Origin of the sequence: Halonotius sp. GCM10025705, from assembly GCF_042662885.1 — an archaeon.
GTDB lineage: Archaea > Halobacteriota > Halobacteria > Halobacteriales > Haloferacaceae > Halonotius > Halonotius aquaticus.
In genome coordinates this window covers 1,579,651-1,593,951 of the sequence record NZ_JBHSZD010000001.1, presented here as the reverse complement: position 1 = coordinate 1,593,951, position 14,301 = coordinate 1,579,651, and the positions used below count along the sequence as shown (strand labels likewise).

General features: G+C 60.8%; 10 protein-coding genes and 2 pseudogenes. 7 read left to right on the top strand and 5 right to left on the bottom strand.

Annotated features, from left to right (window positions below; genetic code table 11):
* Window positions 1–3: 3 nt before the first annotated feature.
* From ACFQJB_RS08915 to ACFQJB_RS08890, 6 genes and pseudogenes are all read left to right on the top strand, one after another.
* A pseudogene (locus ACFQJB_RS08915) lies at window positions 4–2,428 on the top strand (heavy metal translocating P-type ATPase).
* 563 nt (window positions 2,429–2,991) lie between these two features.
* The gene (locus ACFQJB_RS08910; protein ID WP_379728006.1) at window positions 2,992–3,504 is read left to right on the top strand and encodes a CNNM domain-containing protein; all 513 of its coding nucleotides are present in this window, start codon (window positions 2,992–2,994) and stop codon (window positions 3,502–3,504) included.
* Window positions 3,505–3,924: 420 nt separating this feature from the next.
* A complete protein-coding gene (locus ACFQJB_RS08905; RefSeq protein ID WP_379726348.1) occupies window positions 3,925–4,047 on the top strand; it encodes a hypothetical protein in 123 nt (40 codons plus the stop codon).
* A gap of 92 nt (window positions 4,048–4,139) precedes the next feature.
* A complete protein-coding gene (locus tag ACFQJB_RS08900; protein WP_379726345.1) occupies window positions 4,140–6,029 on the top strand; it encodes a right-handed parallel beta-helix repeat-containing protein in 1,890 nt (629 codons plus the stop codon).
* A gap of 76 nt (window positions 6,030–6,105) precedes the next feature.
* Window positions 6,106–6,963, top strand: coding sequence for an ABC transporter ATP-binding protein (locus ACFQJB_RS08895; protein WP_379726342.1), 858 nt, complete (start codon window positions 6,106–6,108; stop codon window positions 6,961–6,963).
* The gene (locus ACFQJB_RS08890; protein WP_379726339.1) at window positions 6,960–7,781 is read left to right on the top strand and encodes an ABC transporter permease; all 822 of its coding nucleotides are present in this window, start codon (window positions 6,960–6,962) and stop codon (window positions 7,779–7,781) included. The genes ACFQJB_RS08895 and ACFQJB_RS08890 overlap by 4 nt, the downstream gene beginning before the upstream one ends.
* Window positions 7,782–7,801: 20 nt before the next feature.
* Here ACFQJB_RS08890 and ACFQJB_RS08885 read toward each other — a convergent pair whose 3' ends face one another.
* The 5 genes and pseudogenes from ACFQJB_RS08885 to ACFQJB_RS08865 all read right to left on the bottom strand — a co-directional run bounded on the left by ACFQJB_RS08885 (window position 7,802) and on the right by ACFQJB_RS08865 (window position 12,686).
* Window positions 7,802–8,500: an ABC transporter ATP-binding protein gene (locus ACFQJB_RS08885; protein ID WP_379726336.1), complete on the bottom strand. Its 699-nt coding sequence runs from the start codon at window positions 8,498–8,500 to the stop codon at window positions 7,802–7,804.
* A pseudogene (locus ACFQJB_RS08880) lies at window positions 8,497–9,269 on the bottom strand (ABC transporter ATP-binding protein). The gene ACFQJB_RS08885 and the pseudogene ACFQJB_RS08880 overlap by 4 nt, the downstream one beginning before the upstream one ends.
* The gene (gene urtC / locus ACFQJB_RS08875) at window positions 9,266–10,450 is read right to left on the bottom strand and encodes an urea ABC transporter, permease protein UrtC (RefSeq protein ID WP_379726333.1); all 1,185 of its coding nucleotides are present in this window, start codon (window positions 10,448–10,450) and stop codon (window positions 9,266–9,268) included. Before urtC ends, ACFQJB_RS08880 begins: the two are co-directional and overlap by 4 nt.
* Window positions 10,447–11,346 (bottom strand): urea ABC transporter, permease protein UrtB, encoded by a 900-nt coding sequence (gene urtB, locus ACFQJB_RS08870; protein ID WP_379728004.1) that lies wholly within the window; start codon window positions 11,344–11,346, stop codon window positions 10,447–10,449. Before urtB ends, urtC begins: the two co-directional genes overlap by 4 nt.
* A 56-nt stretch (window positions 11,347–11,402) precedes the next feature.
* Entirely contained in the window at window positions 11,403–12,686 is a 1,284-nt protein-coding gene (locus ACFQJB_RS08865) for an urea ABC transporter substrate-binding protein (protein ID WP_379726330.1), read from the bottom strand.
* A gap of 520 nt (window positions 12,687–13,206) precedes the next feature.
* On the opposite strand from ACFQJB_RS08865, the gene ACFQJB_RS08860 reads away from it, so the two are divergent.
* Entirely contained in the window at window positions 13,207–13,983 is a 777-nt protein-coding gene (locus ACFQJB_RS08860; RefSeq protein ID WP_379726327.1) for a hypothetical protein, read from the top strand.
* Window positions 13,984–14,301 lie beyond the last annotated feature (318 nt).

The following is a 14,301-nucleotide window of genomic DNA, read 5'->3' as shown; positions in this document are numbered from 1 at the left end:
GATATGAGCCACTGTACGCTCTGTGAGCTGCCGACGCCCGAGCCGCCGATCACTGACGAGGACGTCGACGGCGACTTCTGCTGCCGCGGCTGTCTGGCGGTCGCCCGATCGGTTGGCTCTGTCGAGGATGCGAGCCCGGAAGACGCACGCGAAGAACTTCAATCCGGCACCGATCCTGACGATCTGCCGGACGAGTACGACGAGCAGTATCTCCATGTCGATGGCATGCACTGTGCCACCTGTGAGGCGTTTCTCGAATCGACCGCTGTCGACAACGACGGCGTCGGCGCGGCGACAGCCAGCTACGCGACGGACACGCTGAAACTTCATTACGATCCTGACGCCATTGACAACGACCGGCTGCCGGAGCTGGTTTCAGGGTACGGCTACGACGCCACCGAACGCTCACTTGCGGACGATTCAGCGATGGCCGGCGATGTCGCCGTCGCCAAATTCCTCATCGGCGGCGGCCTCTTCGGGATGATGACGATGATGTGGTACATACTCTTTATTTATCCGAAGTATTTCGGCTTCGAGCCGCTGATCGACCTCGGCGGGTTTGACGGCCTCTATCTGTTCACCCAGCTGTGGCTGTTGGCGTCGCTCGTGTTGTTTTACACCGGGTATCCGATCCTCCGGGGGCGTATGTCAGCCTCAAAGCCGGCGAGCCGAACATGGATCTCCTGATCGCTGTCGCCGCGCTTGGCTCCTACGGCTACAGCACGCTCGCGATGGGGTTGGGTCGTACCGACCTCTATTTCGATGTCACCGTCGCCATCATCCTGGTCGTCACCTTCGGCAACTACTATGAGACCCGGATCAAACGCCGGGCGTCGGATCTGCTCTCCGAGTTGACAGCGATTCAGGTCGACGAAGCCCGCCGACCCGACGGAACAACCGTTCCTGTCGCTGCGGTGCAACCGGGCGACAAACTCCTCGTGCGGCCGGGCGATCGGATCCCGGTCGACGGCACGGTCGTCGAGGGTGTCGCCGCCGTCGACGAGGCACTGGTCACCGGTGAGTCACTGCCCCGCACGAAACGCGCCGGCGACTTTGTCCGCGGCGGCACCGTTGTCACCGATCAGCCGCTGACGATCGAGGCCGGCGAGGACGCCGACAGCACGCTGGATCGCCTCGTCGAGCTCCTGTGGGACATCCAGAGCAGCTCCCCCGGTGTCCAGCGGTTTGCCGACAAGCTGGCGACGATTTTTGTCCCACTCGTGTTGACTATCGGTGCGGTCGCCACGGTCGGCCTGATCGCAACCGGCACGCCGCCGACAGCCGCGCTGCTTACCGGGCTCACCGTGATCATCGTTTCCTGTCCCTGCGCGCTCGGCTTGGCGACGCCGCTGGCGGTCGCTCGTGGGATTCGGACGGCTGCCGACCACGGGCTGGTCGTCGCCAGCGACACCGTCTTCGAGCGGCCGATCGATCTCGACGTGATCGCCCTCGATAAGACGGGGACGCTGACGACCGGTGAGATGGAGGTCACCGAGACGGTCGCCGACGACCCCGAGGCCGTGCTATCGGCGGCCGCTACCCTCGAACGCGCGGCCGCCCACCCGGTCGCCGATGCGATCGTCGCGGCAGCCGCCCCCGACACGTCGGCACCGAGCCAGTCGACCGACGGGGCGTCGCCATCGACGGTGACTGATGGCGGTGTGGCGACCGCCGGCTGGGCCGACACCGACGCCTCGATCGAGACGGTCGACACTCTGGAGCGCGGTGTCCGTGGCGAGGTCGACGGTGCGGACACACTCGTTGGCCATCGATCACTGTTCGGCGAGGGGATTGGAACGATCCCGAAGATTATCTGGCGTCCGCCGACCGCATCGCCGAGGAGGGTGCGGTCGCCGTTGTCGTCGGCTGGGACGAGACGATCCAGGGGGTGATCGCCGTCGGCGACGAGCCGAAAGCCGACTGGGAGGGCGTCGTCAGCGACCTTGCGGCTGATGACCGCGAGATTGTTGTCCTCTCCGGTGACAACGAGGCCGCAACGCAGGCGTTCGGTGAGCATCCAGCCGTCGACCACGTGTTCGCTGGCGTCCCGCCAGAGGCGAAGGCGGCGACGGTGCGGGAACTCCAATCGAAGGGTCGGGTGGCGATGATCGGCGACGGCAGCAACGATGCGCCGGCGTTGGCAACGGCTGATCTCGGGATCGCGTTGGCAACAGGAACAAAACTGGCAACCGACGCCGGCGACGTGATTGTCGCCGACGGCACGCTTGAGGCGGTGCCCTCGCTGCTAACAATCATCGCAAAGACAAACAGCCGCATCACCCAGAATCTCGGGTGGGCGCTCTGTTACAACGCGGTGGCGATCCCGCTTGCGGTCGCCGGCCTACTGAATCCGCTGTTGGCCGCGGTGGCAATGGGGACAAGCAGTCTGTTGGTCGTGGTGAACTCAACGCTCCGGCCGCTGGATTGATCGGTAACAGGCGGAGGATTATGACGCAGCCGTGTGCGTCGTGTCGCTCTGTTCGGCTGTGAGTTCAGTGCCGTCACGTTGCCGCGTTTTCCCACAGTCCGAGCACCGTTCAAAAACAACAAATTCGGACGTTTCGACCGATCGAACCTCGTATTCGTGGGAACAAACCACTTTTTTGACTGTGTGTATCATGTTCTGTGGAAGAAAGGCGCTGGTAATAAATTTAGCGGCTAGCAGCTTTGCTGTCTTTGGACTCGATTATACACCTTAATTCCGATGAGAGGTGGATGTTTGTTGGGATGTATGTCATCTGATTTTGTACATCCACCGAATAGACTGCCACACTGAGCAGCCCGACTGATCACTACACCAACTCGCTTCGCGTGCGTAATCTGCTTCAGCAACGACAGGTTGCGATCTGTTCTGCTAGCATTGCCGTGTACGCTGTAGGTGATGCATTCAGTACTGCAACCGATACAGCGAGCCATCCCAGCGGAACCCGTACGAAGGCAAAAGCGAAGCGGTGTCAATGGATTCTTGCGGTCTCTGAACAAATGCAATCCATGAATAGTCTTGTCGTCGTTGCTGGCGGACTGGCAATCATGGTACTCCTGTTGTTGAGTGCGTTCTTTTCGAGTTCAGAAACGGCAATTTTCTCTTTGTCTCGGGAGTGGATCGAACAGCAAGCGACGACACCGGATCGTCGGGCTCATGTTCTGAAGGAGTTGCACGACGATCCCCACCGTCTCTTGGTGACGCTTTTGGTCGGCAACAACATCGTGAACATTGCGATTTCGAGTATTATGACCGTCTTAGTAGCCAGTTATCTCGCTCCCGGCCCGGCGGTCATCGCCACGACCGTCGTGACCAGTGTGCTGATTCTGATCTTAGGCGAGATCGTCCCAAAGGCGTTCGGGCTTGGGAACGCGAAACACTGGGCACTGACCATTGCCGCACCGATTGGATACGTTGAACGTGGACTTGCTCCCCTCATCACACTCTTTGACGGGATCACCCGACGTATGAGCGCCCTCATCACCGTCGAAACTGATATCGAACAGCCATATCTGGACTGAGGGTGAGCGCCACAGGCGCGCCTGTCGCTTCTCTGGGTTTCGTATCGATTGCACTACGAGAGACACACCCACTATCTTGTGTGCCATTAGCTTTGATATCGCTACTCTGATCGCTGTGTTACTCAGGTAGCGCGGTGCCAACTGGTTCTATAACTCTGGGCAAATCCACCAAAGTTAATAGCAATCTAATATGTTATCCTGGTGGTTGTTGTTTTGGTAGACAACAACCACCGGGCACAGAGGCACTCCCCGTTTTTGCCACGCAGCGTCGCCGAATGCGGTGTTACATAGGATCGACATCTAATTCGTGGTTGTAGCTCCTCAAACAGGTGCCGAGCAGCGTCCCACACCTTTCGAGGAACCACTGACACGCCCCAACCATCCCTGGTGCTGAAATCGATCGGGGTTCAATACACCATCATGACCCACGACACACCCACTCAGGACAAAACGCTTCGCTGGTGTGCCCGCTGTCAACTCGCTGTCGAACCAACCGAGGAGCCGAACCCGACCTGTCCCGCCTGTGGTCACGACCTCTCGTAAATCAAAGGCCAGACGCCCTTCGGATCACGTACCACACGGGCTAAGTCTGTGACGCGCTGACTCGAAGATATGGACTGGCGGCTCCCACGGCGGTGGCAGCCGGGCTCACGCTGTTCGTGCTCGTGGTCGTCATTCCGGTCGCGCTGTTCGGGGCTTCCGTCGACTCGGCGGCCCCAAAGCCGGTACCATTTGAGGATACCCGTGCGATCGGGGTCGCTTCCGCCGAGGAGATCGCTGCCGACGACACCGCGGCGATCCCCCGCGTGCAGGTGTTTTACTCCCAGTATCAGTATGTCATCGGCTACTACGGGCTGCCGACCGCGCTGGCGGCGATCACCGAGCCGGCAACCCGCCAGCAGTACGGCCACCCGCTGGTGACCTACGTCACCGACTACAGCAATACGGCTCCCAGCGTCGCCGACGACGGCCGGATCGACACCGAGCGACTCCCCGCTTGGACGCCCGCCAGCGACGCCGTCTTCGTCGTCGACAGCGGCGCGACAACGCCGGTCGGCGAGGCGATCGTTCCGTTCAGCGACCGCGACGACGCCACCGCATTCGCTGACGACACCGGCGGGCGGGTCGTCTCGTGGGCAACCCTCAGCGAGCAGTCCTTCGAGACCGACGACGGCGCGGTCGTCCGTGACCGCGTCGCGGAGCAACGGGCTGACGCTGACGCATGGGTTGCTGACAGAACCGAACTGCTTGACCGTGAGCGATCGGTTACAGTCGGGCCGGACGAAGACCTCCAAGCCGCCATCGACGACGCGCCAAACGGGACAACGGTCGCCGTCGCCCCCGGCCAGTATCCGGGCCCGATCGAGATCGATCACCCGATCACGCTTCGCGGGCCGGGCGCGACGATCGCCGGCGACGGTGAGGGCAGCGTGATCAGTGTTACCGCTGACAGGGTTGCAATTCAGGGGGTGACTGTCACCGGCGTCGGCAACCAAACCCGCAACCCCGACGCTGTCGCCGGCGACGCTTGGGATGCGAATATCGAGCTCGGCTACGGCCACGGCGATGCCGCGATCAAAGCGACCGGCGCGAATGACTCGCTCATCGCCGACGTAACCGTCCCACATACCCCCGCAAATGGCGTGTTGTTGCGACGGAGCCCCGGCGGGGTCGTGACGAATCTCTCGGTGGCCGGCCCCGAAGACTGGCATGACGGCTTCATGGGCGTTATCGCGATGTACTCCCCGACCGTAATCCAACACTCGGCGGTAACCAACGGGCGCGACGGCGTCTACCTCCACCGATCTGATGGGACAATCATCCGCAACAACACCTTCCAAGAGAATCGCTACGGCGTCCATCTGATGTATAGCTCCGAGACGCTGGTCGCCGATAACCACATGGCCGGCCAGGAGTACGGCGGGATCACGGTGATGACCGACCCGACCCGCAACGCCATCGTCGGCAACCTCGTTCGCAACACGGCGACCGGGATCTCGACCAGCGGGTCGAACTCCTATATCGCCCACAACGGTGTCACCGACAGCCGGATCGGGATCACGACGACCGCGATCAACTCGCTGTACGAGCACAACGTCGTACGCAACAACAACCAGGGGATGCGCACCGGATCGGTCGTGGCGACCAGCGAGGTGACCGCCAACGATTTCATCCGTAATGACCGCCACGCCGGCGCGAGTGCCGGCCCGCTGCGGGTCTGGCGCGGCAACTACTGGGAGGACGCGTTGACGACGCCGAGTGGCCGGACGGCCGACCGGGCGTATATGCCGACCGATCCGATCGATGGCCAGCGACATCGCTCGACGGCCCGCCGAACGGTTGCCGCCTCGCCGGTGTACCAGGGCCTCCGCGAACTCACCGGTGCCTCGCCGGGGCTTCGATCCGGGAGCATCCTTGATCCCGATCCAGTCGAGGCCCCACAGAATCCGGATCTTGTTGAGACAACCGAAATACTGCACACCGACGGGCTTGCTGGCGTCTCCGTGACAGCAGCACCACCCTGACCAATGACACCACTCCAGAGCAGCGATGGCAACGGGACGCGCGAAGATCCACACAGCACGCACACTCTCATCACTCATGACTGACTCTGACGATGCCGAATCCACGAGCGAACCGGGCGACAACGACGGAGCCACAGCAGTCGTCACGACGACCGGGCTCACGAAAGCATACGGTGATCGACCGATCTTCGACGGTGTCGACCTCGATATCGACCCCGGCGCGATGACCGCTGTGATCGGCCCCAACGGGATCGGCAAAACGACGCTGTTGGAAACATTGCTGGGCCATGTCGACCCCACGGCCGGCACGGTGACTTACACCGGCCCAGCTGTGGATCGACCGATGGGGTATCTGCCACAGAAGCCGGCGTTCCGTCCGCAGTTCACCGTCAGCGAAACCGTCGACTTCTACGCCTCGCTGGTCGACGCCGCCGTCGACACGGAGCGCCTCTTACGTGAGGTCAACCTCTTCGAGGCTCGAAATCGGCGGGTGTCCGCACTCTCGGGCGGGATGCGCCGACTGCTGGCGGTCGCACAGGCTGTCCTTGGCGACCCACCGGTCGTCTGCTGTGATGAGCCCGCCAGCGGGCTCGACCCAAGCATGGCCCGGCGGGTCTTCGAGAGTCTTGCTGGGCGAGCCGCCGACGGGATGGCGGTCGTCGTCGCCTCCCATACGCTGTCGTTGGTCGAGGCGTACGCCGATCACGTCGTCATTCTCGAATCAGGCGGTGTTGCCGCGGCCGGCTCACCAACTGATTTGATCGAGCGGTACGACGCCGCTGATCTCTGGGACGTGTACGACACCGTCATCGACCCGACGGCCGGTGACGATCCGGCGACGAGTGACGGGGCTGCTCGTCGCGGCGACGACGGGCCCACGGAGCGAGAGTCGGTGGCGTCCGATGCGACTGCTGACACGGGAGGACAGTCATGAGCTCGCTGACGATCATGGCTACGCTGATCCGTCGTGAACTCCGCACGGCTGCCCGAACGCGAAGCTACTACCTACTTGGGCTCGCTGTCGGTGGGATTCTGCTCGGGCTAACGTTCGGCGGCGGTGGGGCCGCAACAGGCTACATCCCGACCGTTGTCGACTTGTTGCTGCCACTGGAGGTGCTTGTCCCGGTTGTCGCGGTCGCCATCGGCTATCGGGCGATCCCCTCGGATCTCGACCGCGGCGAGGTGGCGATGTTGGATACCTACCCTGTGTCGCCGTCTGCCTACGTTGGGGCGGTCTATCTCGGCCGTGCGGTTGTCCTGTCAGCGATTATTGGCATCGCTCTGTTGATGGTTGGGATCGTCGTCGCCGTCGCCGCTGGCCCCGATACCGGCGTGTTTGCGACACACTCCGGGGTCGACTCGCCGATCCTGTTCGGTCGGTTTCTGGTTGTGACGCTGCTGTTTGGCAACGCGCTTGTGGCTGTCGTGCTCTTAGCATCGGTCGTTGTGGCCAGCGCGCGAACGGCGATCGTTGCCGCGATCGCCGCGGTGCTCGCTGTCGTTGTCGGTGGCGAGGCGGCGATCGTCCTTGGTGTGCTTGACGGCGTCCTTACCGAGACGACGTTGCAGGTAGCCCTTGGATTCGTCCCGAACAGTGCCTACCGTGGGCTTGTTTTCGAGACCGTTGTCGGCGTGTTGTCGGCTGGAGAGTCTGGCTACGCGTCGCCGCTGATTAGCTTGGCTGGCCTCTTGTTGTGGATCGTTGGCTCACTCGGGGCGGCGGCGGGGCTCTTGCGGTGGCGGATCGGCTGAAAAATCGTGGCAGCGGTCGCTCAGACGACGAGATACTCTTCGAGTTGGTCGCGCTCGGAGACCGCGTCGCCGGTGATCTCGTCGACGATGGTGCCGTGATCGATGGCATAACACCGCTCGGCGAGGCCCTGAATCACCGACAGGTTCTGCTCGACAAAGAGGATCGTCGTGCCGAACTCGTCGTTGATCTGTTTGAGATCCTCGGTGATCGACTGGACGATCGAGGGCTGGACACCCTCTGATGGCTCGTCAACTAACAGCAGGTCGGGATCGCCAACGAGCGCACGAGCGATGGCGAGCATCTGTTGTTGGCCGCCCGACATCGTGCCGGCGTCTTGATCGGCGCGTTCTTCGAGGATCGGGAAGTAGTCGTAGACCTGCTCGTAGCGCGTCTCATCATCGTTGCCGACCGACTCGCCGACCAGCAGGTTCTCTTTGACCGTCAGATCGGGAAACACGTCACGACCCTGTGGGACATAGCCGATACTGCGTTTTGCGTGTTCGTCGGGCGATGTGCCGGTGAGCTCCTCGCCGTTGTACTGGATGCTCCCGGTTTCCGGCTCAAGCAGCCCCATAATCGACTTCAACAGCGTTGTTTTCCCGACGCCGTTGCGGCCGACGATGCCGACGATCTCGCCGTTGTCGACGCTGAAGGACACATCTCTGAGGATCGGTGTCCCATCGTAGCCAGCGTTGAGATTCGAGATTGTGAGGCTCATGCGTTCTCACCCAGGTAGATTCGACGAACTTCTTCGTTGTTCTCGATGTCCTCGATCGGGCCCTGTGTGAGAACCGAACCCTGATTCAGCACCGTCACCTGATCGGAGATCTTCCGGACAAACTCCATGTCGTGTTCGACGACGAGGAACGTCATCCCGTCGTCGTGCAGCGACCGGATCAGCTTGGCGATATCGTCTGTTTCGTCAACTGACATCCCGGCGACCGGTTCGTCGAGGATCATAAACGTTGGATCGAGCGTGACCGCCATCCCGATCTCAAGCCGCTGTTTCTCCCCATGAGAGAGATCGCTGGCCGGCTCATCAGCCTTCTCGGCCAGTGCGATCCGGTCGAGCGTGCGCTCCAGGACAGCCTCGATGTCACGGTCAGTTCGATTCAGCGGCACCCGGAGGTTCTGTTCGACCGTGAGGCTCTCGTAGATGTGTGGTGACTGGAACTTGACGCTGATCCCGGCGTCCATGCGCTCGTGTGGTTCCAGATCGCTGAGATCGATCCCGTCGAAGTACACGTCGCCATCGGTTGGCGACAGCTGTCCTGTGATCAGCTCAAGCAGCGTCGATTTGCCGGCCCCGTTCGGGCCGATCAGACACCTGATCTCACCTTTGTCGACGGTGAAGTCGACGCTGTCGACGGCGGTGAGGCCGCCAAATTTCTTGGTGAGTCCTTTTGTCGAGAGAATGGCCTCGCGGCTCCCCCGGTGGCGGCTACCGCTGGCTGCTCTCTGACGTTTGGATCTTGTGGGGTGCTCATTCACGAACCGCCTCCGAACTGGGTGGGGTTTCTGTTTCAGAGCCACTGATACCGAACGACTGCAGCCGTGTCTGAATCCGTGTTTGGATCGTCACCCGGCCGCGTTCGACCCCCTCACGGATGCCGTGTTCGCTGAAGAATACGTAGCCATCTCTGATCCCTGGGAGAATCCCCCGCGGAACCAAGAGCACCGTTGTCATGAGGATCACGCCGACGAAGACGATCGCGAACTCCGAGGCGTTGACCGAAAACCACAGCCGGAGTCGTTCGATGATGACCGTCCCGACGATCGCCCCGAGCAGTGATTCACGGCCGCCAAGCGTGACCCAGACGATTGGGATCGTCGCGAAGACGATGGTGAACACGCTTGGATCCATGTAGTTACCCCACGTCGCATACAGCACGCCGCTAAGTCCGGCGAGTGCGCCGGACAACGTGAAGACGGCCAGCTTCACTCGCTTCACGTTGTAGCCGAGCATCGTTGTTCGCTCGGCGTCTTCCCGGATCGCTACCAGCGTGTACCCGAATCTGCTGTTCACGAGTATGCGGGCACCGAGATAGGCGACGAGCAACAGGGCCAACACGAACCAGTAGAACCCCGAGCCCGACAGGCTGAACGAGGCTCCCTCGACGCCGAGTGCGAAGTTTCGGATGCCGGGAATCCCGTTGAACCCGCCGAGTTGGACGCTTCCGATCGCCCACTCGGAGCCGGCGGTCTGGGCCATGAACGTCTCAAGCACGAGTGTCACGACGAGCGTGAGGATGGCGACGTAGACATTCCGGACACCGCCGTAGAACATGAAGTAGCCAAGCACAAACGCCGACAGCGTTGCAACCGCGACGGCGACCGGCAAGGCCACTGTTTGCCCGAACGGCCCGCCGAGATTGAGGCTCACGATTGCGTACGTGTAGCCGGCGATCCCGAAGAAGGCGACCTGCCCGAAACTTAGGATGCCAGTGTAGCCCCAGATGAGCGACAGCGACAGCGCGAGCAGCCCGTAGACCAGAAACAGCGAGGTCTGTCCCGCTGCGTAGGAGCCACGGATGAGGGGGTAGGCGAGCATCCCGATCATTCCGACCGCGAAGGCGATCCAGAACGCCTTCGAGTTGCCGAGCGTGTTCGGCCCGTTTAGTTTGCGAGCGATCCCGTCGAGTTGTGACGGCAGGCGTCCGTCCGTCATTGGCGTTCACCTATCTTTTCACGAATCGTGGTTGCGAGTCCGGTCAGCCCATCCGGCAGCAGCCGGATCACGATAATCGCTGTGATGAGCAGCGCGATCTGTCCGATGAAATTCCCGTACAGATTCGAGAAGATCGCGTTGATCGTTCCGAGGATCCCACCAGCCAAGGCGGTTCCGAGCAGCACCGACGATCCGCCGGTGACGACGGTGACGAAGGATTCAACGAGGAACGACTGTCCCATGCCCGGCACGATCGTCGCCGAGGGCGCGTACAGCGCGCCAGTCAACCCGGCCAGCCCGGAGCCGATCGCGAAGGTGATCGTGTACATGCGATCCGTGTCGACACCCATCGCCCGCGCCGTCTCCGGATCCTGAATCGTCGCCCGTGCTTGCACGCCGAATTCGGTGCGGGTGAACACGAGGTAGACGGCTCCCAGCACCGCAATCGCCGCAAACAGCAGCAGGACACGGTAGCCGGAGTAGGTGTAGCCCGGAACGTTGCCGAACGGCGTCCCGATCGACTGCAGGGAGTTGCCGAAGATGATCCTGGTTCCCTGTGTGAGGATCAACCCGAGCCCGAAGGTGACGATCATCGAATCCAGCAGCCGGCCGTACAGCCGTCGCACGATGGTGCGTTCGACAATCGCCCCAAAGACGGCGGTTCCGAGCGCGCCGAGGAGCATCGCGATCGGCAGTGGGATCGACGCCACGTTGACCGACAGCGTTGTGATGTAGGCACCCATCATGATGAACTCGCCGTGGGCGAGATTGATCACGCCCATCATCCCGAAGATGATCGTCAGGCCGATGGCTGCCAGCGCGATGAAGGCGATGTTATCGGCCATCTGCAGGAGCTGTTGAATCGGAACGCCAACGCTATCGAGCGCCCCTAAGATATCGCCGATGACGAGGGGGTGAGCATACCGGTTGCGCCGAAGCCCGTTGTCATCAGTTACTCTCCTGCGACGTCGTAGTAGTCAGCTGGCGTAAACTGCTTCTCCAGCTCGCTATCCGGCCCTGAGAGGTCGATCCCGACGGTCTCCGAGAGGAACTGCTCGGGGATCATCCGTTCGTCTTCGACGGTGATGTTGTGGTCGGCGTCGCATTTCATGACACGCATGTTGTGTGTCATGTGGTGGACTGGCCCCTGCAGACTGATGTCGCCCTCTGGTGATTTGTCGCCGGTGATCTCCATGCCACCGTTCAGCACCTCTTTGACGGCTTCCTGATCGGTGGTGCCGGCTTCCTCAACCGCCTTCTTGTACATGTAAATCGAGAAGTAGTTGTTGATCGACTCCTCGTTGGCGTAGCCGGCGTCCGGCCACCGGTCGTAGTAGCGGCTGACGTAATCCTCGTTGCGATCGGTCGGGATCTCTTCCATGTAGTTGAACCCGCCGTAGACATCCTTGAGCGCCGGCGCATCGAGCCGTTTGTGCTGGTAGCCCTGGGCCATCACGGTCGAGGTGCCCATCGGGATATCGAGCCCCGCGGAGGTGCGCTGGTTCCAGAATGAGGAGTGGTTGTTACCGACCAGAATCGCCATCACGAAGTCGGGGTCGGCCTCCTGAATGTTGCTGATCGTTGAGCCGAAGCTCTGGTTCGACAGCGGGATGAACTCCTCGTTGTTGACCGACGCGCCGTTCTCCTGGGCGATGACTTTCACCCAGTCGGCCGACAGCTGGCCGAAGTTGTAGTCAGCCGCGATGGTGTAGATGTCGGTGCCGAAGTTCTCGATCATGTAGGGGACGACACTGCCAAGCTGTTGGCGGGCCGTCGGTCCCATACAGAACACGTTCTTGTCGGCGACGCCACCCTCATACTGGGTCGTGTAGAAGTACAGCTGATCTTCCCGGTCGATGATCGGGCGGATCGCCTCCCGTGTCGCCGAGGAGTAGCCGGCCCACAGCGCATCGACCTCTTCCTGTTGGATGAGCCGTTCGGTGAGCTGTTGGTAGCGTTGATTGTCCGATTGTGGATCGGGATCGAACAGCTCGATCTGTTTGCCCATGATCCCGCCATTGTCGTTGATCTCCTCGATGGCGAGTTTGCTAGCACGCCACTTCGGCGTCCCGACAAGCGAGAAGTTACCTGACTGGTCTTCGAGCACGCCGATCTTGATCGTGTCACTTTCGGAGCCGCCACCGCCACCGCCGCCGGAACAGCCAGCGAGTGCCGCCCCGACACCGGCCGCACCGGTCGCGAGTACTGATCGGCGAGAAACACGATTATCGCTCATTTGCTTCCCTCCACGTATTCAACAGTTTCCTGTGCATATGCAACTTGGTCAGCCGCATTCCGAAGCGTTTGTCTGCTCATAGTCGACATTCCCGTTGAGATAAAGAGTGTATATAAACGCTTCTATCTTAATCAATACCAGACAATATACGATTAGAGGAAATGATTACACTGGTTATATCCTTATATACTACACATTTGTCCAAATTATTTGGATCAATATCAGACTGAAATACGGAATGGGGAATGAATAGCTCGCTGAGTAGTTATTTGCGCAATAGTGGTCATACTTGACCCATATCTTGGTTCTCATCGGTCGATCTCTGATGTCTGCGAAGATTGGCATCCTGCTGCATTTTCGAGCAGATATTGCGATATCGTCAACCATTATCCCTCTCGTACAAAAAGACGCGATCGAACACGCCGCATGAACATAGAGACACAAATTCTACGACTGTCCGCCACAGGCGGCCGATCCTGTCGACAGCGACAGCGCGAGCCGCGCCAGCACGTGAGGGACAATGGTTGAGCCACTGGCCGACCTCGGGCTTGGGCTTGGATTGACTGCGGGTGTCGGCTATCTCCTCACAGCTGGGTTGTTGGGGATCACCCATGGGATCGAACCCGACCATGTCGCGGGGATTACCGCCCTCACCCACGAGGCGGGCGATCCGAAGCTCTCAGCGCTGGTCGGTGGCTGCTTCGCCGCCGGCCACGCCCTGCTGGTCGTGGTGTGGATCGCTGCCGCTTACGCACTGTTCGGCACGACTGCCTTTCCGCCGGCCCTCGAACAGGTGGGAACGCTGTTCGTCGGGATCGTCCTCGCGGGGCTGAGCCTGTATCTTGGGGTGACTGGCACGCGAAAGCTCATTCATCGCCACCGCCACGACCACGGGAGCGAGCCACATTCACACTATCACCTCCATCTGCCGGCATCGATTCGGCCCACGACTGATGGCCACGGGCCGCACGCACACGACCATACGACGCTTGAATATCTCAAAATCGGCACCGTCGGCGCGTTGTTTACCCTCTCGCCGCCGGTCTCGATGATCGCCTTCATCTCGGTGACGATCCCTACCGGCGGTCAGCCGCTTATGATCGGGATCGTTGCCGCCTACACCGTGACGATCATCGCGACGATGGCGCTGATCGGCGGCGGGGCGGGCTCGCTGTTCCGCCTCTCGAAAGCACAAGGCGAGCGAGTCCATGCGATCTCACAGGTCGTTGCCGGCGTGGTCGTCCTTGGCTTTGCGGTCAACATTCTTGCCGGTCTCGCTCCGGGGCTGATGGGTTGACGACCCATTTCTTATTGCATTGTCGACCAACCTTTTGACCTCAGCGCCGACCTGCATTGCTATCCGCTGCGGCCATCATGGCACCCAGCTAACAGTCCCCAGCCGTGTCACTGGTTGGTTCGGTGTCTCTCCTAACTACTTCGGAGCCTGCGAAAAGTTTGCACACGACGAATTTACGCCCGGCACAGACAGTTAAAATCAAATATTGTTCACTCTATTCTCATTAACACATTTTGTTTTATTTTCCGCAGCAACGCTGATCATAACTACACTAAAGCCAATATTTTTAGTAGTGTTGTTCGAATCGGCTTCTGTTAT